We start from the raw sequence: 22,107 nt of genomic DNA on the forward strand, positions 1-22,107 counted from the left end.
GAGCAGCGCGTGTCGACGAGGAGGAGAAACCGCATGCCGCAGTCCGCTCCGTCAGCACGACCCGCCCTCGGGATCGGCATGGTCGGCCACGCCTTCATGGGCGCCGCCCATTCCCAGGCGTGGCGCACCGTGGGCCGGGTCTTCGACCTGCCTCTGGAACCCCGGCTCGCCGCGATCGGCGGCCGTGACCCCCGGGCGGTCCGCGCCGCGGCCCGGCGGCACGGCTGGGCGGCCGCCGAGACCGACTGGCGTGCCCTGATCGCCCGTGAGGACGTCGACCTCGTCGACATCTGCACCCCCGGTGACAGCCACGCCGAGATCGCGATCGCCGCCCTGGAGGCCGGCAAGCACGTCCTGTGCGAGAAGCCGCTGGCGAACAGCGTCGCCGAGGCGGAGGCCATGACGGCGGCGGCCCGGGCGGCCGAGGAGCGCGGGCAGATCGCCATGGTCGGGTTCAACTACCGCCGCGTCCCCGCGGCCGCCCTGGCGCGGGAGATGATCGCCGCCGGGCGTCTGGGCAGGGTGCGTCACGTGCGGGTCGTCTATCTGCAGGACTGGCTGGTGGACCCCGCGTTCCCGCTGACCTGGCGGTTGCGCAAGGAGACCGCCGGTTCCGGGGCGCTCGGGGACCTGGGCGCCCACATCGTCGACCTCGCCCAGTACCTGACCGGCGACACCCTCGACGGAGTGTCCGCCCTCACCGAGACCTTCGTCCGCGAACGGCCGCTCCCCGCCGCCCCCTCGAGCGGCCTGGCCGTCACGGACGCGTCGGCGGGCAGCGGCGCCGTCACCGTGGACGACGCGGCGGTCTTCACCGGCCGCTTCACCGGCGGCGCCCTCGCCACCCTCGAGGCGACGCGTTTCGCGACCGGCCGCAAGAACGCCCTGCGCATCGAACTCAACGGCTCCGAGGGCTCGTTGGCCTTCGACCTGGAGCGGCTGAACGAGCTGGAGTACCACGACCATCGCGAGGCCGCCCCGCACGCCGGGTTCCGCCGGATCCTGGTCACCGAGCCCGAGCACCCGTACCTCGGCGCCTGGTGGCCGCCCGGGCACGGCCTGGGTTACGAGCACAGCTTCGTGCACCAGGCCCGCGATCTGGTGCACGCCGTGCACACCGGACGACCGGCCTCCCCCACCTTCGCCGAGGGGTTGCGGGTCCAACGCGTCCTGGCGGCGGTGGAGGCGAGCGCCGCCGAGGGCTCCGCCTACACCCCCGTCGGGTGAGCCACTCCCCCGGCCCCGCCGCCTCTCTCCCCTGCGAACCCGGCGCCGCCCGCGGTGCCGGCCCTTCACTCGAACCGACCGAGGAGACGTACCGTGCCCCGCGACTTCACGCTCTTCACCGGCCAGTGGGCCGACCTGCCGCTCGAGGAGGTCTGCCGACTGGCCCGCGAATTCGGCTACGACGGACTCGAACTCGCCTGCTGGGGCGACCACTTCGAGGTGGACAAGGCCCTCGCCGACCCGTCCTACGTGGACGGCCGGCGCCGGCTCCTCGAGAAGTACGGCCTGCGGTGCTGGGCGGTCTCCAACCACCTGGTGGGGCAGGCGGTCTGCGACGCGATCATCGACGAACGTCACCAGGCGATCCTCCCCGCCCGGATCTGGGGCGACGGCGAGCCGGAGGGCGTCCGCCGGCGGGCCGCCGCGGAGATCGCCGACACCGCCCGGGCCGCGGCCGCCTTCGGCGTGGACACCGTCATCGGGTTCACCGGATCGGCGATCTGGCACCTGGTGGCCATGTTCCCGCCCGCCCCCGAGTCGATGATCGAGCGCGGCTACCAGGACTTCGCCGACCGCTGGAACCCCGTCCTGGACGTGTTCGACGCCGAGGGCGTGCGCTTCGCCCACGAGGTCCACCCCAGCGAGATCGCCTACGACTACTGGACCACGCGGAAGGCCCTGGAGGCGGTGGACCACCGGCCCGCCTTCGGACTCAACTTCGACCCGTCGCACTTCGTGTGGCAGGACCTCGACCCGGTCGGGTTCCTGTGGGACTTCCGCGACCGGATCTACCACGTGGACTGCAAGGAGGCCCGCAAGCGGCTCGACGGGCGCAACGGCCGGCTCGGCTCGCACCTGCCCTGGGGGGATCCGCGGCGCGGCTGGGACTTCGTGTCGGCCGGGCACGGCGACGTTCCCTGGGAGGACGTCTTCCGGATGCTGCGCTCCATCGGATACGCCGGTCCGATCTCGGTGGAATGGGAGGACGCCGGGATGGACCGCCTCCAGGGTGCCCCTGAGGCGTTGCGGCGGCTCAAGACCTTCGACTTCGACCCGCCGGCCGCCTCCTTCGACGCGGCCTTCGGCGGCAACTAGGCCGGTCCGTCCGTGTGGCTCCCGGTCAGGCGGCGGCGAGGTGGCGGGCGAGTGACCGTGGCGGTCCTGAGGGGGCATCCCACCGGCGGGCGCCGGTGATGCTCGCCCGCAGGCACCGGTAGGCGATCGGGTGCGCAGAGGCCCTGTCCGCGGCGACCGCCGGGACACCGCTCGGCCGTGGCGGCCGGAGCCCGCCCGTCGCCTCGCGCGGCGCGACGGGCGGGCGCCGGGGCCACGGCTCGCCACCGGGGCCGGCGGCGGATCAGCTCGGCTTCGCCTGCGCCTGTACCGTCTCGGCCGGAGCCGTGGGCCCGTCCTGCTCTTCGTGCTCGTCCGCCGTCTCACGGGCCAGCCGGCTGGGCCACCAGACCTTGGGGCCGATGTCGCGGACCAGGGCGGGCACGAGCAACGAGCGCACCACGATGGTGTCCAGCAGCACGCCGAAGGCCACGATGAAGGCGATCTGCGCGAGGAAGGCCAGCGGGATGACGATGAGGGCCGCGAAGGTGGCCGCCAGGACGACACCGGCCGAGGTGATCACCCCACCGGTGGCGACCAGTCCCCGCAGGACGCCCTGCCGCGTGCCCAGGCGCAGCGTCTCCTCCCGCACGCGGGACATCAGGAAGATGTTGTAGTCGACGCCCAGGGCGACCAGGAAGACGAAGCCGTACAGCGGGACGGAGGCGTCGGTGCCGGAGAAGCCGAAGCCGTGCTCGAACACCAGGCCGGCGATGCCCAGCGTCGCCAGGTAGTTGAGCGCCACGGTCGCCACCAGCAGCAGCGGGAGCAGCAGGGACCGCAGCAGGAGGACGAGGATGACCAGGATGATCGCGAGGACGACGGGGATGATGAGCGTGCGGTCGTCCTCCGCGGTGCTCTGGGTGTCGTACTGCTGCGCGGTGTAACCGCCGACCAGGGCACTGCTGTCGACCTTCTCGAGCCGTTCCCGCAGTGCGCTCACGGCGTCCTTGGCAGCGTCGCTGTCCGGTGCGGCGGTGAGGGTCGCGTCGATGCGGACCCGTCCGTCGGCCACCAGAGGCGCCGCGTCCGGCCTGCCGGACTCCGTGACCACGCGGACGTCGGCCACTCCGGCCGTGGCGGCGGCCACATCGGTCACGTCCGCCCGCTCGTCCGCGTCCGCGATGATCACGGCCGGCTGGCCGGAGCCGCCCGGGAAGTGCTTGCCGAGGGTCTGCTGTGCGGCCACCGACGGCGCGTCGTTGACGAAGAGTTCGTCCAGCGGCACGCCCTTCGACTGCAGGGTGGGGAAGAAGGCCGCCCCGGCCACCAGCAGGGCCATGGTGCCGAGCCACAGCCGTCGCGGGTTGGTGTCGACCCGGTGCGCGACACGTCGCCAGATTCCGTGGCCGCCGGTCTCCGCGTCGGCGGAGCGGGGCTTGGCCGGCCAGAAGGCGGCCTTGCCCATCAGGGCGAGCACCGCGGGCAGGAACGTCAGCGTGGTGAGGACCGCGCAGACGATGCCGATCGCGCCGACCGGGCCGAGGGCGCGGTTGTTGGTCAGGTCGCTGAGCAGCAGGGCGAGCAGGCCCAGGGCGACGGTCGCGGCGCTGGCGGTGATCGCGCCGAAGGAGCCGCGCGTCGCGGCGAGGGCCGCGGCCACCTTGTCCCCGCTGTGCGACAGCTCCTCGCGGAAGCGCGCCGTCAGCAGCAGCGCGTAGTCGGTGGCCGCGCCGATCACCAGGATCGACAGGATGCCCTGCACCTGGCCGTCGACCCGCACGATGTCGTGGTCGGCGAGGACGTAGACGACGGCGCACGCCACACCGAGCGCGAAGACGGCGCTGATGATGATCGTGGAGGGCAGCAGGACGCTGCGGTAGACGAGCAGCAGGATGACGAGGACGGCCGCGAGCGCGACGCCGAGGAGGATGCCGTCGATGCCTGCGAAGGCCTCGCTCAGGTCGCCCTGGGTGGCAGCCGGGCCCGCGAGCTGCGTGCGGGTGCCCGGCACCTCGGCGGCGGCCGCCTTCACGTCGTCCAGCACCTCGGCGAGCCGGTCACCGAGGTCCGGGCTCAGCGGCACGACGCCCTGGAGGGCTTCCCCGTCCTCGGAGCGCAGCGCCGGCGAGGGGGTGCCGGCCACGCCGTCGACATCGGCCAGCGAGGCCAGCTGCCCGGTGGCGGCCTTCTGCTGGGCCTTGTCCACCGGTCCGCCACCTTCGGCGGTCCACACGATGATCGCCGGGAGCGTCTCCTCCTGGTTGAAGGCCTTCTGCTCCTCGATGACCTTGGTGGACTGGGCGTTCTGCGGCAGGAAAGCCGCCTGGTCGTTGGTGGCGACCTCCCCGAGCTTGCCGGCGTAGGAGCCGAAAGCTCCCCCGAGGCCGAGCCAGACGACGACGAGGACGAGAGGGACCAGCCGGCGGACTGATCGACGCAGGGTGTTCATGCACTTCCCAACGGACGTGGAGCGAATGACGAAGGTCAATATATCTCAAAGATAAAGTATCTCAATAATCGAGAGATCTTAGAATGGAGTCATGGAACGGACCAGTCCGGAGAGCCGGAACGACTCAGCGCACGACCTGCAGGCCTTCGCCGTCCTGCTACGGACGCTGACCAGCGAGACCAACCGGCGCGCGCACTCCTTCGCGCACAGTCACGGGCTGCACGCCACCGACGTCCACGCTCTGGCCGCCGTCATGGACTCCGCCGTCACGGAGGGCCGCCCGATGACACCCTCACGACTGGCCGAGCGCCTGAGCCTCACCTCCGGCGCGGTCACCGCCTGTATCGACCGGCTGGAGCGGGCCGGACACATCGGCCGGACGCGTGACAGCGCCGACCGCAGGGTGGTGCACCTGGAGTACAAGCCGGCGGCGCGCGCGCTGGCCCGCCAGTACTTCAGCCCGTTGGCGCGCAGCACCGAGGCTGCGATGGAGCAGTTCACGCCCGAGCAGCTCGCCACGGTGGCGGACTTCCTGCAGACCCTCAACCAGGAACTGGCCGCCGACCGGTTCGGCGGAGGGCAGGGTCAGGAGCCGAGCCGGTAGACCGACGCCCGGGCCGGCCCGGCCCGGCAGGTGATGCTCCGTCGATCGAAGGGCGCTCCGCTCAGGGGGTGCAGCGGGGCAGCAGCCGGGCGAGCTGGTCCAGTTCGTCGGGGGCGACACGGATTCCGGGGAGCCACACCTGCCCGCCGTCACGGGTGACCTGGATCCAGATGCTGCTGTGCTTGCCGTTCTCGTCGGTGACGGTGACGCCGTCGGCGACCGTGCAGCGCGCCTGGAGCAGGTCGTGGTGCCAGACCCGGCCCGCGGCGTTGGATCTGACGTAGGGGCGGTAGGGGTCGTAGGCCAGGGAGAGGGCGCAGTCGTGCGTGCGGGGCTTCCGGCACACCTTCTCCGCGTTGTGGACGACGACACCGGCCTCGCCCGGGGCGCCCTGGGCCTGTGGGGCGTCCAGCCCGCCCAGGGGAAGCAGCAGGGCCGCCAGCATCCAGGTCACCAGGCTTCCCGCGGCGGTCGCCGTCGCGGCCACCGCCACGACCCCACCGCGGGTCAGCCCTCCGCCCGGCCGGCGCCACCATGCCCGACCGCGGCGCCGCGGCGGGCCTGCGGCGGCCTCGGGTGCCGCGTCGACGGCGGCGTCGAGGGATTTATCGAGGGCGGGACGGAGGCCGGGATCGAGGGGGCGCGCCTCGCCCTCCTCGCCACGGCGGGCGCGGTCGGCGGCCTCCCACGCGGCGCGGAACTCGGCCGGGTCGGCTCCCATCGCCCGGCAGAGGTCGCGCACCACGGACCAGACCGGCACGCTCTCGCCCCGGAAGTAGCGCGAGAGCGACGAGTCGCTGATGCGGACCTGCGCCTCCAGGGCACGCAGCGTGCGGCCCGACCGCTGCTGGAGTCCGCGCAGCGCGTTCGCCAGATTCCGTACCGCCGCGTCGCGCTCCGGCCGCGAACCGGTCATCGATGGGCCCTTCCGCCGAGCAGGACAACGGGCGACGCGGTCCCACACGACCGTCCCGCCTCCCGGGACGATGACGTCCCAGCAGGTCAGAACCCTATTTGTCCCGACATCGGTGAATCAAGCGGGATCCGGTGGTGAAAGCGCTCCTTCCTGCGCAAACTCGGCGTACCGGCTGGACGGATCACCCCCGAGGGTGAGCGTCGGCCGGTTCCGATCCTGGTCCCGGCCGTGCCGGCGCACGCCGCCCGGCGGGACCGAACCCACCTTCCGAAAGGGCTTCATCATGCGTGTACGCACGGCACTCACGGCTTTCGCGACGATCACGGCGCTCGCGATCGGTGCGGCCTCGGCGGCGCCCGCCTTCGCCGCGCCCCACGGTGCGGCCGCCGTGCGGGCGGCCGACAGCCTCGACGTCCATCGCGGCAAGTACGTCACCCTGGGCGGTTGCCAGACGGCGGGCCAGCAGGGCATCGACCGCGGGCACTGGGACCGATACCAGTGCGCCGAGGGCACCTTCTTCTGGAACCTGTGGACCAACCGCTGACCCGCTCGAGCCGTCGTCGGCCTCGCCCCGTCGGGGTGGGGCCGGCGGCTCCGCCCCGGCGGGGTGTCGGCGGCCGGCCCCCGGACCTGCGACCGGCAGCTGTCAGAGCTCGAACTCCAGGTGCTCCACGTCGGTGAAGCGGACCTCCTCCAGGCTGCCGGCGCGGCGTCCGTTGTCCTGGAAGTAGACCTCCCTGAGGGCTTCGGCGGCGATCTGCTGGAGCTGCTGGTCGCCCGCACCGGCCTGGTGGGCGTCGAAGAGGCGGGCGGCGTGCTGCGGGGACAGGGCGACGGTCAGGTGCCGGACGCGGTCCTGGTCGGTCGACCCGATCGGCGCGGTGTAGCCGAGGCGGGCCCGGGTGTCGATGACGATGCCGTCGGTGGTGGCGGCCCTGGCCCTGGCCTTGGCCCGGACCTGCGGCTGCCAGCGCTTCCTGACCTCTCGCTCCAGGCGCGCCGCGAGGTCGGGGCGGGGCTTCTTGATCTGGTTCTTCACGTACCGCTCCACGGTGCGCTGGGAGACGCGCAGCAGTTGGGCGACCGGTTTGGTGCCGCCGAGCTGCTTGACCAGGTAGCGCATCTGCGTGCCCGCCCTTCTGGGCGCCGGGCGGGTGAACGCCTTCTCGACGGCGGCGTCCAGGCCGTCCGCGAACATGCTCATCGCCTGTCCTCTCCCCTATTCGCCGGTGTCGGTGTCGGTGACGCTGCCGTCCTTGATGTAGCGGGCGAGGTTGAGGTCCGGGGCGTCGAACCGTTCGCGGACCTCCTCGCCCCACAGGACGCTCTGGGTGCCTTCGTGCTTGACCAGGCCGGGATTGACGCCGAGTTTGAAGCCGCCGGGCAGCGGCTTGCCGTCGCGGTAGGGCAGGAGGTCGAGCGGCGAGGGGCCGGCGGCGGCGTAGACGACGCAGTCGGAGAGGACCGCCACGGGATACCGGCCGGTGAACGCCGCGTGCTTGACGATCTTGCGGTGGAGGTTGATCCGGGTGCGGGAGATGACGGCGGCGCGGATGTCGGGCCGCCATGTCGGCCGGGACAGGGCGCGCCACGGCAGGCCCGGTCGCCAGCCCTCGCCGCGGGGCCGCTCGCGCAGCTTGCCCAGGCCGCCCTTGACGGTGGCCTTGATCGCGGAGACGACGATCGCCAGGTGCGGGTCGCGTTTCTTGTGGTGGCGCATCGCGGTGAGGAAGTCGGCCGCAGGCATGTCGGGGTGGACACCGAGGTCGGCCATCGTGGCGAGGTAGGCGTCGCGCAGTCGCTGGTACCAGCCGTCCAGGTAGCGGCCGTTCTCGGGGCGTACATAGGCCTCCAACGGCTGCACGTCGTAGCCGAGTTCGACGGCGTACGCGACGGTGGAGGTGGCGTACCAGGCCGGGCCGCCGGGTCGTTCGCCCTTGGGGGTGAACGGGGAGGGCAGCAGGTCGGCGTCCAGCCGGACCCACTCCTTGCCCACCTTGACCCGTGACAGGTCGACGTGGGAGAGGTCCACCAGCCAGCTGCCGGGCAGCTTGGGGTCGAACTCGGGGCGCGTGACGTGGGTGGGCGCCCCGAGGCCGACGGTCAGGCCGTTGGCGCCGGCGGCGAAGGCCATGTTGACGTCGATGCCGACCAGGTGCCGCAGGGTGCACTCGTCGTCCGTCATGGGGCGGGCCCAGTCGTAGGCCTCCTCGAACAGCTTCTGCTCCGGTCCGCGGATGTGGAAGCGCGGGAGGTCGGCCAGGACGGGGTGGCCGTCCGGTGCCTCGCACGGCGCCGGGTCGACGGGGTGGCTGCCCAGCGAGCCGGGGTTGTACTCGGAGTGCCGTCTACCCTCGGCGTCGGGTGCGGAGGCGCGGGTGGGCGGGTGCAGGGCGGTCATCAGTTCCAGGCCGGTCACGGCGGTGGAGCCGCGGGGTGTCGTGACGCGGGAGGCGTACAGGCCGAGCACCCGGGCGAGGTCGGCCGGGGCGAGGTCGGCGGCCTCACCCCAGTGGCGAGTGTCCAGAGCGTTCCACGCCGGGACGCACAGCTGGACGCAGGAGCGCTCCGCGCCCTGGGCGGGGCGGTAGATCCGCGCCCACGGGCCCAGGCCGCGCTTGGTGAGCTGCCAGTGGGCACGGGCGAGTTGCTTGACGGCCTTGTGGCTCTCGGGGAGGCGTCCGGCGAGCCGTTCGGCGTCGGTGAGGGCCGTGGGCAGGCCGTAGCACTCAAGGGCGGTCCGGGTCAGGACGAGGAGCGGGTCGGCGTCCTTGCCGGGCCCGGACAGTCTGGGCTGGCCGAGCCTGGCCTCGTCGAGCGTCCACTCCACGAGGGCGGGGAGGGTGGTGGCAGGCACGTCGAGGACGAGGCCGCCGGTGCAGTACGCCTGCACCTTACCGTTCGGGTCGGCGTCGAGGACGGCGAGGGGGCCGTTGGCGAAGCGGGGGTCGTCCGCTGGCGGGGCGGGGGCGGGAGACGCCTTGCGGTCGCCGGCAGCCGCCGGGGTTCCGGCCGGCGTCGAGGCCTTCGCCCCGGCCCGGGCGGGCTTCCGCGCGGCGGGACGGCGGGGCGGCGACGGCGGGGCGGTGCGTGACGGGCGGGACGTCGCGGGCGCGGCGGCGGGGGTGGCGGGAGCGGGGGGGTCGCTGGGGGCGGGAGCCTCAGCGGGGCCCGCGGTCGCGGCAGCTCCGGGGGTCGGAGCCGCACCCGTTGCGGGGGGCGGATCCGCAACCGTTGCGGGGGGCGGATCCGCAACCGTGTCGGAGGTTGAAGCCTCAGCGGTGCCCGGAGCGGGAGGCGCGGTGGTGCCGCCCGGGGCGGGAGCGGCAGCCGTTCCGGAGGGCGGAGTCGCAGCGCCGCCGGGGGCGAGAGCCTGGGCGTTGCTCCCGGGGGCGGGAGCCGCAGGGCCGGCGGGGGCGGGATGGCGGGCAGCCAGCCCGTCGAGCAGTCGGCGGTAACCCTCCAGGCGCTCCCCCTTGGGCTCCGAGCGGCCGGCCTCCCACGCCTGGACGCTCGCCACCCGCGCGCCCAGGGCCTGGGCGACGGCCGCCTCACTCAGCCCTGCCGCCTCCCGCAGCCGCCTCCGCTCGGCCGGGGCCGGCAGCAGACGGCCGTCGTCGACCGCGGCGAGAAGCGAATCGACGGCAGCGAAAAGCTCTGGCTGCTGATGCGTCACCGACTTCTCCCTTACCTGACGCCCTGGCGGATCTCTTCCAGCCGCGTCACCAGCCGCTGATGGCGCTGGGAGGCCGCCTGGGAAGAGTTCAGGCCCCGGTGGCGGGCGATCTGCCGCCAGTCCAGACCGCGGCGACGCGCCTCCATGACGACCTGCGCCTCCACCTCGTCCAGCGCCGCCCGCATGCTCTCCAGCAGACTCAGCGCCGCCCCACTGTCCTCGACAGCCGCTCGACCCGACCCGTCCGCACCGTCTGCGCCGTCCGCAGCGGTGCCGACCGTCGCGAGGAAGCGCCCTATCAGGGCGGAGTCCTCCTCGAGCCGAACCGCCGCGACCTCACCGCCTGCCACGTCCGCGGGCGCGGTCAGAGCGGACAACCGCCTGCGGGCAGCATCCCGAACATCGGAAGACATGCGGGACAACTTATCACTGACCAACGAAACGTTGTTCCGTTGGTCCAGGTGGTTGGTGCCGGTGCCGCCCTGCCGCCCTCCCTCACGTAGCGCGCACCGCACCGCGCCTGGCCACACCCCGTCATCAGGCCGGAGGGCGCCGCCTCGGGCCGCCACCGCTGCCGTTCAGCGGGATGAGCGCCTCAAGATGCGCGCCTTTCACCCACGAGCCGAGCAGGTCACGGTGCAGCGCCACGATGTCCTGGCGCGGCGCCGGACCCAGCGCGGCCTTCGTGAACGTGCGGCACGTGGTGACGAACAGGGCGACGACACGCTGCGCTGCGGCGCGTACCTCTTGCACTGGACGCAGTGCCACCCGGCACGGCTACAGCGAGTACGGCGACCAGGACCGGCCACACCGTCCACCAGTTGTGCCGACCCGCCGGGAAAACCCGTTGCGAGTGGTACGGGGTGGCTGTCTGATGGGCCGGTCACCGATCAGGGGAGGCCACATGGGAACGTCGCTGCCCGTCCCGGCGTTGCAGACCGCTCGCCTTCGACTGCGTGCTTTCAAGGGGACGGACGCGGACGACCTTTTCACGTTGCACAGCGACGCCCACGTTCTGCGTTACTGGGACTCGCCGCCGTGGACCGACCGCGCACGCGCTGACAGGTTCCTCGAGGTGTGCCGGCAGATGGAACGGGAGGGCACGGGGACGCGGCTGGCCGTGGAGCGTGCTTCCGACGGGGCGTTCATCGGCTGGTGCACCCTGGCCGGGTGGAATCCGGAGTACCGCAGCGCCTCGCTCGGCTACTGCTACGGCGAGGCCGCATGGGGCAACGGCTACGCGACGGAGGCCGCGCGCGCCATGCTGCGGTGGGCGTTCGACACGCTGGACCTCAATCGCGTCCAGGCCGAGACCGACACGCGGAACGTGGCCTCCGCACGCGTGCTGGAGAAGCTCGGCTTCGTGCGTGAGGGAACCTTGCGGGAGGACTGCGTCGTCAACGGCGAGGTCTCCGACTCGTGGGTCTTCGGGTTGCTCAGGCGGGAGTGGCAGCCGGGGTCGGACCCGCTGCCCGCCCGCTGAGTCTTCCGTCGCTCGGCGCCCCCGGTCTTCTTGAGCACAGCTCTTCAGAACAGCAGGGGCGACGGCGGGTACTGGTACTCGGTGGTGACGGGACGGCGCGTGGACAGCTTCAGCTGGGTGCGCAGCGCGGCGACCGTTCCGGCGACGTCGTCCGCCACCGTCTGCTCGGCCACGGCCCACTGGTCGCAGAATTCGTCGACGTCCTCCAGCATCGCCAGCTTCTCCCACTCGCCGCGAACGCCGTCGGCCTCTTCGGCGAGTTCGGCGGCCAGCGGGGCAGCCTCCCCTTCCCACTTGTGGTCCCGCAGATCCTGGGCGAACAGCCCGAGGTAGCCGGCGACGTCGGATCCCCACTCCTGGTGGTGGACGAGGGTTTCCTCCACGTCGACGAGCGGCACTCGGGCCAGAGCGGCGTTCAACTGGCCTGCGGCATCCAGATAGGCCCGCTGGTGACGGTCGAGCGCGTCACCGTCCTGACGGAGCGACCCGGTGAGCCGGTCGCCGTACTCCGCCGGGGCGAACGCGCAGACGGCACCGCGCTCGCCGCGGGCCCAGTCCTCCTCCGACGGAGGGTAGAAGTTGAAGCGCGCACGCCCGAAGAGCTTCCAGGCGTCCGGACTGTAGGAACTCGTCCGCTCCGTGCACCACTTGTCGACCACGGCGACCACCTCGCCGTCCCCCGGAAACGCGCCGGCCGGGAGATCGAAGCGTCCGTACACCTCACCGTCGTGGGGGTCCTCGCAGGACGCCTCGTCGATGTCGGCGACCACGTACGTCGCCAGATCCGCCGGGTCCTTCGGCGCACCGGGCTCGTCGAAACAGTCACGGGGCTCCAGGCCGGCCGTGACGGAGGTCTGTCCGGAGCCCTGCCCCAGACCCTTGAGCAGCCTCTCGCGCAGGGCCTCGCCGCCCGTAGTGGTGAAGAACAGGACCATGAGCAGCGTGCCGGTGGCGGAGAGAGCCATCCCCGCGAGAGCCGGGCCCCGGTCACGCCGACCGGTCCTTCTGATACCGACGAGGGCGATCACACCGAGTATCAGACCGAGCGGCGGGACCAAGCACAGGACGCCGGACGCCAGGGCGGCGATGGCGAACCGGTCGTAGGCGGGCCTGCCGACGGTGGGTTGCGGGGCAGATCCGCCGTCCGAGTCGTTCCGGGCCCGCCGAGCGGGGCCGCCCGGGGGCGGCCCCGGGTGGGTGGCCGACGGGAGGCCGGCCTCGGGGCTGCCGGGTCTGTGCGGGTCGGGCTGGTCGGTGGCCACGAATGGTGCTCCTCGTAAGGACATGACATGTCGACGGGTGAATGGCGTGCGCATGTTATGCGCACGCCATCTCCCGGTCGCTCACCGCCCCTGGCTTCCCTGGCCCGCGAAGCCGGGCGGGGGAAGTTCACCTGTCCCGGCGGACCAGTCCAGGACGGTGAGTTCGGGCCACCTGCGGCGCCACCGGGACGTCTTGGTCTCGTAGACCTCACGCGGTGCGAGCACCGGGTTGGGGCGTACGACGAGGTTGAAGACGTCGGCGAGACCGTGGGGTGCGTACACCCGCCATCGCCCTGACGGGTCGAGGCGCACGCCCAGGCAGCAGGTGGTGGCGGCGAAGCTGTCGATCGCGGCCTCGGTGGAGGTGTACGGGGGGCACGGGACGCCGAACTTCTCCTCGTACCAGAGGTGCACACGGGCCTCGTTGCGGATCTCGACCTCGGCGGGCAGACCGGCGAAGACCGCCTCGCCGGTCCTGATGACCGCGTCCTCCGCCTCCCAGGAGAGGTCGTGGTCGTCGAAGTAGAAGAGGTCGTAGTCCTTGATGCCGTCGGCGGGGGGTCTGCCGGTGACCACGTTCCAGACCGTCTGGAAGAGGCAGCCGGCCGTCAGGTACCAGCCGGGCAGCCGCAGTTGCTGTGTGCGGTCCAGGACGTCCAGCAGGACCTCGTTGCGGGAGAGCGTGGACCGGAGGGCGAGGAGTTGTTCGTCGAGCGGGAGACGTCCGATCACTGCTCGTCGCGCCCGTCGCCCAGGCGCGGGGTGGGCCACAGGGAGTCCCAACGCCATGTCTGCCAGGCGGCGGCGTCGGCGAACGGGCCGGAACGTTCCTCGATCATGGCGAGGGCCTCGTCGCGGGCGGAGGTCACGGCTTCGTGCTCGGCGTCGGTGACGATGCCGAGGCGGCGCACGTGCGCGTACTCGTCCTCGTCCTTCCAGCGCCAGGTGGTCAGGTCAGGGGCGACGAGGAGGTCGACCGTGAGATCGAGGGTGTCGTAGCCGTCGGGGGTGCGGGTGGCGGGATGCTCGAAGTTCACGTACCAGGTCCGCAGTCCGGCGTCGGTGTAAAGGGCGTTGACGCTGAACCAGGCGTGCTGCGGCCTCCACAGCAGTACCTCGGTCTGCTGCCAGGTCGCGGCGGTCAGCTCCCAGGTGTCGGCCGCCATCGCGTCGAAGGCGGCCAGCCGGATCGAGCGGTCCTCGTCCGCGCGGGCCCGGGCGTAGAGAGTGGGCCAGCGGGTCTCGGCGCCTGGTGGACAGGCCGCCAGAAGGGTCTCGCCGGTGTCCTCGATGACGCGCAGCGCGTGCTCGCTCCATACCCGGCCGGAGCGGTGCACGTCCCGGCGGATCACGGTGCGGCCCGTGCTGAACCTGCGCATGCGGGTGTCCTCTCGTTCGTGTGGGCCGACGATCCCGTCGGTGTTCTCCTCCATACTCCGCTGGAACAAGAAGGCACGGTGAGCGGTGCGTTCGCGCGGGTCCGTGCGTGTCGTCGCTCCGGGAGCTCGCTGCTGGAGGCGGACGGGACGGGCCGCGCGGGCAGCGGGGTGACCCGAGGGTGCGGGGAGCCTTCAGCCGACCGTGAGGCTGGAGGTGCCGGAGCTCTGGTAGCCCTCGGTGGCCATGATCATGTAGTGGCTGAGGCTGCCGAGCTCCATGCCTGCGCGGGACCAGGCGTCGAAGTGGTTGCCCGTGGTGATGGCGCCGCCCGTGCGCTTCTGCTGACGGACGCTCCAGAACTGGCTGAAGGTCTTCGTGCCCTCCACGGACGGCGCGTTGTACCGGGTCGTCTGGTAGATGTCGTAGGTGCCGCCGTCGCTGGTGACGGCGCCCCGGGGAGAGCCGGTCGGACGGTAGGCGCCCCAGTTGTCGACGACGTAGTACTCGACCAGGGGGTTCGCGGTCCACCCGTACAGACACAGGTAGGCGTTGCCCGAGGGCGAGAAACTTCCGGAGTAACGCACCGTGCGGCGGCTGCCGTTGCTCCATCCCTTGCCGGCCACGAAGTTGCCGGTGTCGCGCCAGGTGGTGCTGTAGGCGCCGCCCGGCTGCAGCGTCAGCGAGACGGTGTCGGGGGCGTCGGTCCAGAAGGAGTAGAAGAACCCGCTGTCCGTGCCGGTCCGGTTGGCCGTGACCGTCGTGTCGGCATGGGCCGTGCCGGGCAGGAGCAGCCCCGAGGTGGCGGCGACCAGGGCTCCCGTGCCGCCGATGAAGCCCCTGCGGCTCGGCCCCCGGACGGGGCTCTTCTCGTCGTGCACGACTCCTCCTGCCGAAGGCTGGCGGGACGCCGGGCGGTCGTGGGACACCCGGGCGGTCTTGCAGAACGCCGAGTTTCGTGACGGTCCGCATGGTGTGTCAATACTTTCGACCGGTGTTGCGAAAGTCGTTGCGTGGAAGATCGCTTGGGAGTGGGTGAATGGTGCAGGTCGTGGATCTGGGGCGGACCCTGCGGAGAGGAGAAGGGTACGGGCTCCCGACTTTCGCGGGGGATGGGTCAGGATCGACTTTCGCTGGATCTCGCAAGTTTCGACTGCGGGGGCGAAAGGGCGCAGCGGCGCTCGGCGGACGTCGTCAGGGCAGGGTGAGGACGCGGGGGCCCTGGTCGGTGATGGCGACCGTGTGCTCGATGTGGGCGGCGCGGCTGCCGTCGGTGGTGCGGAGGGTCCAGCCGTCGGGGTCGGTGCGGTAGGCGTCGTTGCCGCCGGCCATGAGCATGGGTTCGATGGCGAGGACGAGGCCATGGCGGAGCGGATAACCGCGGCCGGAGCGGCCCCGGTTGGGGACGTGGGGGTCCTCGTGCATCTGGCGGCCGATGCCGTGACCGCCGAAGTCGGCGGGCATGCCGCAACCGGCCTCGCGGGCGACGGAGCCGATGGCGTGGGAGATGTCGCCCATCCGGCCGCCCACCCGGGCGGCGGCGATGCCCGCGTCCAGGGCGCGGCGGGTGGCGTCGATCAGGGCGACGTCGGCCGGGCGTGGCGTTCCGACGGTGAAGGTGATCGCGGCGTCGCCGGTCCAGCCGTCGAGGCGGGCGCCGCAGTCGACGCTCACCAGGTCGCCGTCGGCCAGGCGGTAGGCGGTGGGGATGCCGTGGACGACGGCGTCGTTGACCGAGGTGCAGATGACGGCGGGGAAGGGGACCGGGGCGAAGGAGGGCCGGTACCCCAGGAACGGGGAGGTGGCGCCCGCCTTCTGCAGGACCTCACGGGCCGCCTCGTCCAGTTCTCGCAGGGACACCCCCACGGCGGCCGCCTCCCGGACCGCGGCCAGGGCCTGTCCCACCACACGCCCCGCTTCCCTCATCGCGTCGAGCGCGGCGTCGGTCTTGATCTCCACCATGTGTCCTGGAACTCCTGTCTCGGAGGCGTCCACCTCGACCCAATACTTATACCGGTATTAGTATCACGGTCATGGTGCGAACTCCTCTGACCCCCTGGGAACGTGAACGCGGCGAGCGGTTCGGTGCGCTGCTGCGCCGCGCTCGTGGCGACCGGAGCATGGCAGACGTGGCGGCAGCGGCAGGCGTCTCGGCGGAGACCCTGCGGAAGATCGAGACGGGAAGGGCGCCGACCCCGGCCTTCTTCACCATCGCGGCCCTGGCCGCCGCGCTGGACCTGTCCCTGGACGCGTTGGCGGCGGCCGCCGCGCCGGAGACCGACGGCCAGGATCAGGCCCTGTCCGCGTGAGCGAGGGCGGGGCGTCCGGGCACGGCGGACCTGACGGCCCCGGGGAGCTGGGCGAGCCGAGCGAGCACCGGCGGTACGCCGCGTACCGCGCCGCGCTCGGGCAGGTGGGCGAAGGGGGTGAGCTCGCGCTCGTCCGGCGGGTGCTCTCCGATCAGGACGAGGTGATGGCACGGTCGGCAGTCCTGGAGCATCTGGACCGGCGGGCGGCCGTGCTGCTCACCGAGCCGGGGTTCGGGGCCTGGACGGAGACGCTGCTGGAGGTGGTGGGAGGGGATGCCTTCCTGGCCCGGCGTGTGGAGGAGTGGCGGCTCCTGCGTGCCGTGGTGCTCGGCCGGTCGTGGGGGCGCGAGGCGGTGCTTCGGGCATCGGACTGGTTCCAGCGGCGGGTCGTCGCCGTGGCGGCGCCGTCGGAGGTCCTGCGGGTACTGGCCGAGGGCGGGCGGACACGGCGGGTGCGCCACGCTGCCGGGGAGCGCCTCGGAGGGCGCGGGGCGGCCGAGGGCGGTCGCGGGCCTCGCCGCGTATGAGGGCCCCGCCGCGTCCGACGGCGCCTGCCCACCGCGTCCGGCGGCTTTCGTCGCGGCGGAGGGCCCGCGGCGGACGGCTCTCCCCCGCGTCGGACCGGCCCTCGCCGTGGTGCGGGACCGCTCGCCCTGGGAGCGGGCCGGTCAGCGGACGGGGCGCAACCGGTGGAGGGTGGTCGCGAGCGAGACCTCCGTGTCGTCGCTCCAGGTGCAGACCTCCAGCCAGGAGAGACAGCCGTCCTGGACGAACAGCAGGACCTCACCGGGGCAGGTTCCGTCCTCCATGACGAACCGGGCCTCGGCGGCGATCGCCGTGCCGGGACCGGTGGGGGCGCGTTCCACGGTCTCGGTGTCGAGCTGGAAGTAGGCGCTGCCGCATCCGCAGGTGCAGCGGGTGCGGACGGTCAGGTGCGGTATCTGGGCCCGTAAGGCGGCGTGGACGGCGTTGTCGGGGCCGAGGACGGCGTCCAGCGCTTCGGTCACGTCGGCGGGCAGTGCGGCGTTCATCTGTGCACGGTAGCCGGTGGTCCGGTTCGGGAGGGAGGGGCTGGAGCCGATCCGGGTCAGTCCGTCGGGAGCAGCGCGCCCGGCCGCACGGGACGGCCGAGGAGTTGCAGGACCAGGTTGCGGTGGGCGGCGTGGAGCGTGCGGACGGCGGCGCGGGCGATGCCGGGCTTGAGGGCCCGGGCGCCGTCGCGGGGGCGTCCGGGCTTGGTGGGGATCCACAGGTGGCCCGGGTCGCTGCCCTCGAGGCGGTCGGTGATGTGGCCGCGGACGTCGAGCCAGCGGCCGAGGATCTCGGCCGTGCGGGCGTCCAGGGGTTCCGGGCCGGTGTCGAGGTGGACGAGGCGTCGCGGAAGGTCGATGTCGGCGGTGCGCAGCCGGTGCAGTTCCGGGACGGTGCGTCCGGTGCCGGCGACGAGGGCGGCCACCGCGGCGGTGCGGATGCTGGTGGCCGCGTTGGCGCCGGAGGGGCGCTTGACGGCGAGGGTGTGCAGGAGCCGGTCCGCCTCGGTGGGGGTGAGCCGTTCGCCGATGCCCTGGGGCGCCACGTCGAGGCGGTGCGGGGCTCCGAGGTGGGCGGCGAGGCTGTTGTAGCTCTGGGCGCGGGCGCGCTGCGACTCCTCCGACGCCCGGGCGTCCGGTCCCCGCAGGGTGTTCCGCCGACGGGTCTCCCCCGCGGCGGCCGCCTCCAGCCACGCCGACGCCCGGTCGGGGTCCAGGAGTTGACCGGCGCTGAGGGCGACGGTCCCCTCCGCGTCGAGGGCGTGGTCGAGGAACTCGCCCAGCAGTCCGGCGCGCAGTCGCCGCGTCGCGGGGGCGTACCCGCCGCGGCTCAGCGCATCGAGGTAGTCCTCGACGGCCGCACGGGCGTCCTGGCTCGCCCAGGCGTGGGGGTCGGCGGCGGGCTCGGGCGCGGTCGGCATGGGACCAGGGTACGGAAGACGGGGGTGCGGCGGGTACGGGGCGAGGCGGCGTGGTGGGACCCAGCGAGGCATCCAAAAGGGGGGCTGCGGGCGGGCGTCCCGTCAGCGGGGCCGGGCGCGGAAGGTGCGGCGGTAGGTGTCCGGGGGCACGCCCACCGTGCGGTGGAAGTGGCGGCGCAGGGTGGTGGCGGTACCCATGCCGGTGGCGGTGGCGATGGTGTCGACGCCGTCGTCGGTGGTCTCCAGGAGCTCCTGGGCGCGGCGGATGCGCTGGGTGAGCAGCCACCGCAGCGGGGTGGTGCCGCTGACCGAGTGGAAGTGGCGGGTGAGGTGGCGGGAGCTCATGCCGGCCCGGCGGGCGAGGTCTTCCACGGTGATCGGCTGGTCGAGCCGCTCCATGGCCCAGGGCAGCAGGTCGGCCAGCGGGTGCTGGGCGGGGGCCGGCACCGGTGTGGTGACGAACTGGGCCTGGCCGCCGTCGCGGTGGGGCGGGACGACCAGCCGACGGGCGACCGCGTTGGCGACGGCGGAGCCGTGGTCCTGGCGGACCAGGTGCAGGCACAGGTCCATCGCGGCGGCCTTGCCCGCGGAGGTCAGCACACGGCCGTCGTCCACGTAGAGGATGTCGGGGTCGACGTCCACGCCGGGGTGGCGGGCCTTGAGGTCGGCGGTGTGCGCCCAGTGCGTGGTGGCGCGGCGGCCGTCCAGCAGGCCGGCGGCCGCCAGCACGAACGCCCCGGTGCACAGGGACACGAGGCGGGCGCCCGCCTCGTGGGAGGCGCGCATCGCGGTCAGGAGTTCGGCGGGCGGCGGCTGCTCGATGTCGGCCCAGCCCGGCACGATCACGGTGTCGGCGTCCGCCAGCCTCTCGAGGCCGTGGTCCGGTTCCAGGAGGAACCGGCCACTGCCCACGGGCCGGGGCGCGCAGACGACCAGCCGGTACCAGGGGCCCTTCACGGCATCGGGCGGGCTGCCGAACACCTCCAGTGCCAGGGCGAGTTCGAAGTTCAGCATGCCGTCGGTGACAGCGACCGCCACGGTGTGGTCCATGTCCGGAAGTGTACGCGTCGTGTCGTTCCAGACACTCACGATCGCGCTGACTCCCCCGCAAGGATGGGCGCGACGGGTCAGACGGAGGGACTTCGGCTCTCCGCCCGGTGACGAGGGAGAAGTCATGCGCCAGGTAGTGGTGTTCGGGGCGTACGGGCACACCGGCCGTTTCGTCGTGGCCGAGTTGGCGGCCCGCGGCCTGGTCCCCGTGCTCAGCGGCCGGAACGCCGTGCGCCTCGAGGAGTTCGCCGCCTCGGTGGGCGGTCCACGGTCCCGTCCGGCGGACGCCGGTGACGCCGCCTCCCTGGACCGCGCGCTGGCCGGCGCGGCTGCCGTCGTGAACTGCGCGGGGCCGTTCGCCGACACCGCGGCCCCCGTCGTCGAGGCGGCGCTGCGGGCGGGCATCCCCTACGTGGACGTGGCGGCCGAGATCGAGGCGAACGCCGACACCTTCGAGGGCTTCGCGGACCGTGCCCGTGAGGCGGGTGCGGTGGTCGTTCCGGCGATGGCCTTCTACGGCGGGCTCGGCGACCTGCTGGCCACCGCGGCACTCGGGGACTGGACGTCCGCCGACGAGGTGGAGATCGCGTACGGGCTGGACCACTGGCACCCGACGGCCGGCACCCGCGCCGCGGGCGCCGTGTCCCGCCGTCGTCGTGACGGCCGCCGCGTCCGCTACGCCGCCGGTCGCCTGGAGTACCGGGACGACGCGGCGCCCACGACGACCTGGAACTTCCCGGAGCCGATGGGGCGGCGTGCCGTCATCGGCGAGTTCTCGATGGCCGACATCGTCACCGTGCCGAGCCACCTGCGGGTGCCCGAGGTCCGCACGTACATGACCGTCGAGGCCGCCCGGGACATCGCCTCCCCCGACACCCCCTCCCCCGTGGCGTCCGCCTCCGACGCGCGAGGCCGCTCGGCGCAAACGTTCCTCGTCGACGTGGTCGTGCGCAAGGACGGGGTCGAGCGCCGGGCGGTGGCGCGGGGCCGGGACATCTACGCCGTGACCGCCCCGCTGGCCGTCGAGGCGGTGGAGCGCATCCTCTCGGGCCGTATCCGCACCAAGGGGGTGGCCTCGGCGGGCGAGATCTTCGACGCGGCGGACTTCCTGGGCGCGCTGTCGGAGCATCTGTCGGTGGAGTTCTCCGGCTGACGGTCGCCGGACACTCCGGGGCCCGCGGGCCGGGTCGACGGGTCGGGCCGCCGGAAAGGCGGTGCGCCGGAGGGCGGCACCGGCGATGCTCGTGGGGTGGACCAGACACGGGAAGTCGTGCGCCTCGCCGACAAGGTGCTGGGGAGCGGCCTGGCCGGCGCCTACCTGCACGGGTCCGCCGTGCTCGGGGGGTGGAGGCCGGCCAGCGACGTCGACGTGCTGCTCGTCACCCGCACGGGGATGGACGAGCGGCGACGGCGGGCCCTGCTCGCCGGACTGCTGCCGGTCTCGGGTTCCCGCAACGGGCTGCGTCCGCTCGAGGTCACCGTGGTCGTCCTGTCGCAGGTGCGACCGTGGCGGTACCCGCCGGAGGGCGACTTCCTCTACGGCGAGTGGCTTCGGGACGCGTACGAGGCCGGACTGGTGCCGCGGCCGCGGCCCATGCCCGACCTGGCGCTGACGGTCGCGACGGCGTTGGCCGGTGACGGCCCGCTCGCCGGGCCGGAACCGGCCCGGCTGCTCGACGAGGTCCCGCACGCGGACATCGTCCGGGCCTGCGGGGAGGCGGTGCCCGGACTGCTGGACAGCGTCGAGGAGGACACCCGCAACGTCCTGCTGACCCTGGCCCGTGTCTGGTACACGCTCGGCACCGGCCGGATCGGCCGCAAGGACACCGCGGCGGACTGGGTGCTGGACCGTCTGCCGGCCGGGCTCCGGCCCGTCCTGCGGCATGCCAGGCATCTCTATCTCCACTGCGGCTACCACGAGGAGACCTGGGACGGGGAGCTTCTCGCGCGGGTCCCCGAGTGGGTGGCGTACGTGGTTGCCAGGATCGAGCGGTGCGGCGCCGATGGCGCGGGGACGACGGAGGGCACTGGCCGATGACGCGGCGTGGAGCAGCCGGGGCAGGTCTGCTGATGATCGACCTGGACAACACCTTGGTCGACCGCGACGCCGCCTTCCGTGCGGCCGTCGCGGCGTTCCTGGCGGAGCAGCGTCTGCCCGCGGCCGATCTGGCGTGGGCGACGGCACTCGACGCGGGCGGCTACGCCACGCGCGAGGACGTCGCGGCGACCCTTCTCGACCGGTACCGCGGGCGGGCCTCGTCCGCTGCGGTGCGCGCCCTGGTGGACCGGGGTGCGGCCGATCGGGTGGTCCTGATTCCCGGTGCCCGGGAGGCACTGACGCGGGCTGTGGCCGAGGGCTGGACCTGTGTGGTCGTGACGAACGGGCGCACGGCGCAGCAGGAGGCGAAACTGCGCCGTACCGGGCTCGACCGGCTGGTGCAGGGGTGGGTGGTGTCCGAGGCGGTGGGCTGCGCGAAGCCCGACCCGGCGATCTTCCGGGCGGCCGCGGACGCGGTGGGGGCGTCCGTGCCCCGCGCGCCGGGCGCGTGGGTGATCGGCGACTCGGCCCACGCCGACATCGCGGGGGCCGACGCGCTCGGGTTGCCGAGCGTGTGGGTGTCGAACGGCCGGACGTGGGCCGGGAACTCCTGCCGGCCGACCCATGTGGCTCCGGACGTCGCCGCCGCGATCGGCCATGTGCTCGATGCCGGGCGGCGGTAGGCCCGGAGGGCTTGCGACCTCGGGCG

At 73.1% G+C, this 22,107-nt stretch carries 24 protein-coding genes; 10 read left to right on the forward strand and 14 right to left on the reverse strand.

Translation table 11 applies throughout. From position 1 onward, the window contains the following. The first annotated feature begins 33 nt into the window (after positions 1-33). On the forward strand, positions 34-1,227 hold the full coding sequence (locus ACFRAV_RS04405; RefSeq protein ID WP_382551544.1) for a Gfo/Idh/MocA family protein: 1,194 nt from the start codon (positions 34-36) through the stop codon (positions 1,225-1,227). A 93-nt stretch (positions 1,228-1,320) separates the two neighbouring features. Then, positions 1,321-2,322, forward strand: coding sequence for a sugar phosphate isomerase/epimerase family protein (locus tag ACFRAV_RS04410; RefSeq protein WP_382551545.1), 1,002 nt, complete (start codon positions 1,321-1,323; stop codon positions 2,320-2,322). A gap of 262 nt (positions 2,323-2,584) precedes the next feature. Here ACFRAV_RS04410 and ACFRAV_RS04415 read toward each other — a convergent pair whose 3' ends face one another. Continuing rightward, positions 2,585-4,732, reverse strand: coding sequence for an MMPL family transporter (locus ACFRAV_RS04415; RefSeq protein WP_382551547.1), 2,148 nt, complete (start codon positions 4,730-4,732; stop codon positions 2,585-2,587). Positions 4,733-4,823: 91 nt separating this feature from the next. Here ACFRAV_RS04415 and ACFRAV_RS04420 point away from each other — a divergent pair, with 91 nt between their 5' ends. Then, positions 4,824-5,336 (forward strand): MarR family winged helix-turn-helix transcriptional regulator, encoded by a 513-nt coding sequence (locus ACFRAV_RS04420; protein ID WP_382551548.1) that lies wholly within the window; start codon positions 4,824-4,826, stop codon positions 5,334-5,336. Between the two features lie 61 nt (positions 5,337-5,397). Here the strand turns inward: ACFRAV_RS04420 and ACFRAV_RS04425 are convergent, their stop codons facing one another. Continuing rightward, positions 5,398-6,252, reverse strand: a complete 855-nt coding sequence (locus tag ACFRAV_RS04425) for a helix-turn-helix domain-containing protein (protein ID WP_382551550.1) — start codon at positions 6,250-6,252, stop codon at positions 5,398-5,400. 283 nt (positions 6,253-6,535) lie between these two features. Between ACFRAV_RS04425 and ACFRAV_RS04430 the strand changes: the two genes are divergently transcribed. Further along, positions 6,536-6,796 (forward strand): hypothetical protein, encoded by a 261-nt coding sequence (locus tag ACFRAV_RS04430; protein WP_382551551.1) that lies wholly within the window; start codon positions 6,536-6,538, stop codon positions 6,794-6,796. Between the two features lie 102 nt (positions 6,797-6,898). On the opposite strand, the gene tpg is transcribed toward ACFRAV_RS04430, so the two are convergent. The 4 genes from tpg to ACFRAV_RS04450 all read right to left on the reverse strand — a co-directional run bounded on the left by tpg (position 6,899) and on the right by ACFRAV_RS04450 (position 10,696). Further along, on the reverse strand, positions 6,899-7,456 hold the full coding sequence (gene tpg / locus ACFRAV_RS04435; RefSeq protein ID WP_382551553.1) for a telomere-protecting terminal protein Tpg: 558 nt from the start codon (positions 7,454-7,456) through the stop codon (positions 6,899-6,901). Between the two features lie 15 nt (positions 7,457-7,471). Continuing rightward, on the reverse strand, positions 7,472-9,928 hold the full coding sequence (tap, locus tag ACFRAV_RS04440; protein WP_382551555.1) for a telomere-associated protein Tap: 2,457 nt from the start codon (positions 9,926-9,928) through the stop codon (positions 7,472-7,474). An 11-nt stretch (positions 9,929-9,939) separates the two neighbouring features. Next, complete coding sequence (locus ACFRAV_RS04445; protein WP_382551556.1) at positions 9,940-10,341, reverse strand: hypothetical protein; 402 nt, start codon at positions 10,339-10,341, stop codon at positions 9,940-9,942. A 124-nt stretch (positions 10,342-10,465) separates the two neighbouring features. Continuing rightward, positions 10,466-10,696 carry a hypothetical protein gene (locus tag ACFRAV_RS04450; protein WP_382551557.1) on the reverse strand — a complete coding sequence of 77 codons (231 nt, stop codon included), beginning with the start codon at positions 10,694-10,696 and terminating at the stop codon, positions 10,466-10,468. 136 nt (positions 10,697-10,832) lie between these two features. Between ACFRAV_RS04450 and ACFRAV_RS04455 the strand changes: the two genes are divergently transcribed. Further along, positions 10,833-11,411, forward strand: a complete 579-nt coding sequence (locus ACFRAV_RS04455) for a GNAT family N-acetyltransferase (protein WP_382551558.1) — start codon at positions 10,833-10,835, stop codon at positions 11,409-11,411. Between the two features lie 44 nt (positions 11,412-11,455). Here the strand turns inward: ACFRAV_RS04455 and ACFRAV_RS04460 are convergent, their stop codons facing one another. The 5 genes from ACFRAV_RS04460 to map form a co-directional block, all read right to left on the reverse strand. After that, on the reverse strand, positions 11,456-12,673 hold the full coding sequence (locus ACFRAV_RS04460) for a DUF4190 domain-containing protein (protein WP_382551559.1): 1,218 nt from the start codon (positions 12,671-12,673) through the stop codon (positions 11,456-11,458). 81 nt (positions 12,674-12,754) lie between these two features. Continuing rightward, a complete protein-coding gene (locus tag ACFRAV_RS04465) occupies positions 12,755-13,405 on the reverse strand; it encodes a nucleotidyltransferase family protein (protein WP_382551560.1) in 651 nt (216 codons plus the stop codon). Beyond that, positions 13,402-14,052, reverse strand: a complete 651-nt coding sequence (locus ACFRAV_RS04470) for a DUF402 domain-containing protein (RefSeq protein ID WP_382551562.1) — start codon at positions 14,050-14,052, stop codon at positions 13,402-13,404. Before ACFRAV_RS04470 ends, ACFRAV_RS04465 begins: the two co-directional genes overlap by 4 nt. A gap of 192 nt (positions 14,053-14,244) precedes the next feature. After that, the gene (locus ACFRAV_RS04475; protein WP_382551563.1) at positions 14,245-14,931 is read right to left on the reverse strand and encodes a glycoside hydrolase family 11 protein; all 687 of its coding nucleotides are present in this window, start codon (positions 14,929-14,931) and stop codon (positions 14,245-14,247) included. A gap of 313 nt (positions 14,932-15,244) precedes the next feature. Next, positions 15,245-16,012 (reverse strand): type I methionyl aminopeptidase, encoded by a 768-nt coding sequence (map, locus tag ACFRAV_RS04480; protein ID WP_382551565.1) that lies wholly within the window; start codon positions 16,010-16,012, stop codon positions 15,245-15,247. Positions 16,013-16,083: 71 nt separating this feature from the next. On the opposite strand from map, the gene ACFRAV_RS04485 reads away from it, so the two are divergent. Both ACFRAV_RS04485 and ACFRAV_RS04490 read left to right on the forward strand, forming a co-directional pair. After that, complete coding sequence (locus tag ACFRAV_RS04485; protein WP_382551566.1) at positions 16,084-16,359, forward strand: multiprotein-bridging factor 1 family protein; 276 nt, start codon at positions 16,084-16,086, stop codon at positions 16,357-16,359. Next, on the forward strand, positions 16,356-16,886 hold the full coding sequence (locus ACFRAV_RS04490; RefSeq protein ID WP_382551568.1) for a hypothetical protein: 531 nt from the start codon (positions 16,356-16,358) through the stop codon (positions 16,884-16,886). The genes ACFRAV_RS04485 and ACFRAV_RS04490 overlap by 4 nt, the downstream gene beginning before the upstream one ends. A 141-nt stretch (positions 16,887-17,027) precedes the next feature. Here ACFRAV_RS04490 and ACFRAV_RS04495 read toward each other — a convergent pair whose 3' ends face one another. From ACFRAV_RS04495 to ACFRAV_RS04505, 3 genes are all read right to left on the reverse strand, one after another. After that, the gene (locus ACFRAV_RS04495) at positions 17,028-17,390 is read right to left on the reverse strand and encodes a hypothetical protein (RefSeq protein WP_382551569.1); all 363 of its coding nucleotides are present in this window, start codon (positions 17,388-17,390) and stop codon (positions 17,028-17,030) included. A 56-nt stretch (positions 17,391-17,446) separates the two neighbouring features. Then, a complete protein-coding gene (locus tag ACFRAV_RS04500) occupies positions 17,447-18,310 on the reverse strand; it encodes a hypothetical protein (protein ID WP_382551570.1) in 864 nt (287 codons plus the stop codon). A 102-nt stretch (positions 18,311-18,412) separates the two neighbouring features. Continuing rightward, complete coding sequence (locus tag ACFRAV_RS04505; RefSeq protein WP_382551572.1) at positions 18,413-19,360, reverse strand: helix-turn-helix domain-containing protein; 948 nt, start codon at positions 19,358-19,360, stop codon at positions 18,413-18,415. A gap of 124 nt (positions 19,361-19,484) precedes the next feature. Between ACFRAV_RS04505 and ACFRAV_RS04510 the strand changes: the two genes are divergently transcribed. The 3 genes from ACFRAV_RS04510 to ACFRAV_RS04520 all read left to right on the forward strand — a co-directional run bounded on the left by ACFRAV_RS04510 (position 19,485) and on the right by ACFRAV_RS04520 (position 22,081). Then, entirely contained in the window at positions 19,485-20,513 is a 1,029-nt protein-coding gene (locus ACFRAV_RS04510; protein ID WP_382551574.1) for a saccharopine dehydrogenase family protein, read from the forward strand. A 96-nt stretch (positions 20,514-20,609) separates the two neighbouring features. Then, positions 20,610-21,398: an aminoglycoside adenylyltransferase family protein gene (locus ACFRAV_RS04515; protein WP_382551575.1), complete on the forward strand. Its 789-nt coding sequence runs from the start codon at positions 20,610-20,612 to the stop codon at positions 21,396-21,398. Beyond that, positions 21,395-22,081, forward strand: coding sequence for an HAD family hydrolase (locus tag ACFRAV_RS04520; protein ID WP_382551576.1), 687 nt, complete (start codon positions 21,395-21,397; stop codon positions 22,079-22,081). The genes ACFRAV_RS04515 and ACFRAV_RS04520 overlap by 4 nt, the downstream gene beginning before the upstream one ends. Positions 22,082-22,107 lie beyond the last annotated feature (26 nt).

This window comes from Streptomyces sp. NPDC056600, assembly GCF_042792855.1.
Lineage (GTDB): Bacteria > Actinomycetota > Actinomycetes > Streptomycetales > Streptomycetaceae > Streptomyces.

What these genes read in the sequence shown, in the direction of transcription:
- ACFRAV_RS04510 (WP_382551574.1), top strand. Translation starts at nt 19,485, where the DNA reads ATGCGCCAGGTAGTGGTGTTCGGGGCGTACGGGCACACCGGCCGTTTC.
- ACFRAV_RS04495 (WP_382551569.1), bottom strand. Translation starts at nt 17,390, where the DNA reads ATGAACGCCGCACTGCCCGCCGACGTGACCGAAGCGCTGGACGCCGTC.
- ACFRAV_RS04415 (WP_382551547.1), bottom strand. Translation starts at nt 4,732, where the DNA reads ATGAACACCCTGCGTCGATCAGTCCGCCGGCTGGTCCCTCTCGTCCTC.
- ACFRAV_RS04500 (WP_382551570.1), bottom strand. Translation starts at nt 18,310, where the DNA reads ATGCCGACCGCGCCCGAGCCCGCCGCCGACCCCCACGCCTGGGCGAGC.
- ACFRAV_RS04505 (WP_382551572.1), bottom strand. Translation starts at nt 19,360, where the DNA reads ATGGACCACACCGTGGCGGTCGCTGTCACCGACGGCATGCTGAACTTC.
- ACFRAV_RS04455 (WP_382551558.1), top strand. Translation starts at nt 10,833, where the DNA reads ATGGGAACGTCGCTGCCCGTCCCGGCGTTGCAGACCGCTCGCCTTCGA.
- ACFRAV_RS04520 (WP_382551576.1), top strand. Translation starts at nt 21,395, where the DNA reads ATGACGCGGCGTGGAGCAGCCGGGGCAGGTCTGCTGATGATCGACCTG.
- ACFRAV_RS04420 (WP_382551548.1), top strand. Translation starts at nt 4,824, where the DNA reads ATGGAACGGACCAGTCCGGAGAGCCGGAACGACTCAGCGCACGACCTG.
- tpg (WP_382551553.1), bottom strand. Translation starts at nt 7,456, where the DNA reads ATGAGCATGTTCGCGGACGGCCTGGACGCCGCCGTCGAGAAGGCGTTC.
- ACFRAV_RS04430 (WP_382551551.1), top strand. Translation starts at nt 6,536, where the DNA reads ATGCGTGTACGCACGGCACTCACGGCTTTCGCGACGATCACGGCGCTC.
- ACFRAV_RS04485 (WP_382551566.1), top strand. Translation starts at nt 16,084, where the DNA reads ATGGTGCGAACTCCTCTGACCCCCTGGGAACGTGAACGCGGCGAGCGG.
- map (WP_382551565.1), bottom strand. Translation starts at nt 16,012, where the DNA reads ATGGTGGAGATCAAGACCGACGCCGCGCTCGACGCGATGAGGGAAGCG.
- ACFRAV_RS04445 (WP_382551556.1), bottom strand. Translation starts at nt 10,341, where the DNA reads ATGTCTTCCGATGTTCGGGATGCTGCCCGCAGGCGGTTGTCCGCTCTG.
- ACFRAV_RS04470 (WP_382551562.1), bottom strand. Translation starts at nt 14,052, where the DNA reads ATGCGCAGGTTCAGCACGGGCCGCACCGTGATCCGCCGGGACGTGCAC.
- ACFRAV_RS04405 (WP_382551544.1), top strand. Translation starts at nt 34, where the DNA reads ATGCCGCAGTCCGCTCCGTCAGCACGACCCGCCCTCGGGATCGGCATG.
- ACFRAV_RS04425 (WP_382551550.1), bottom strand. Translation starts at nt 6,252, where the DNA reads ATGACCGGTTCGCGGCCGGAGCGCGACGCGGCGGTACGGAATCTGGCG.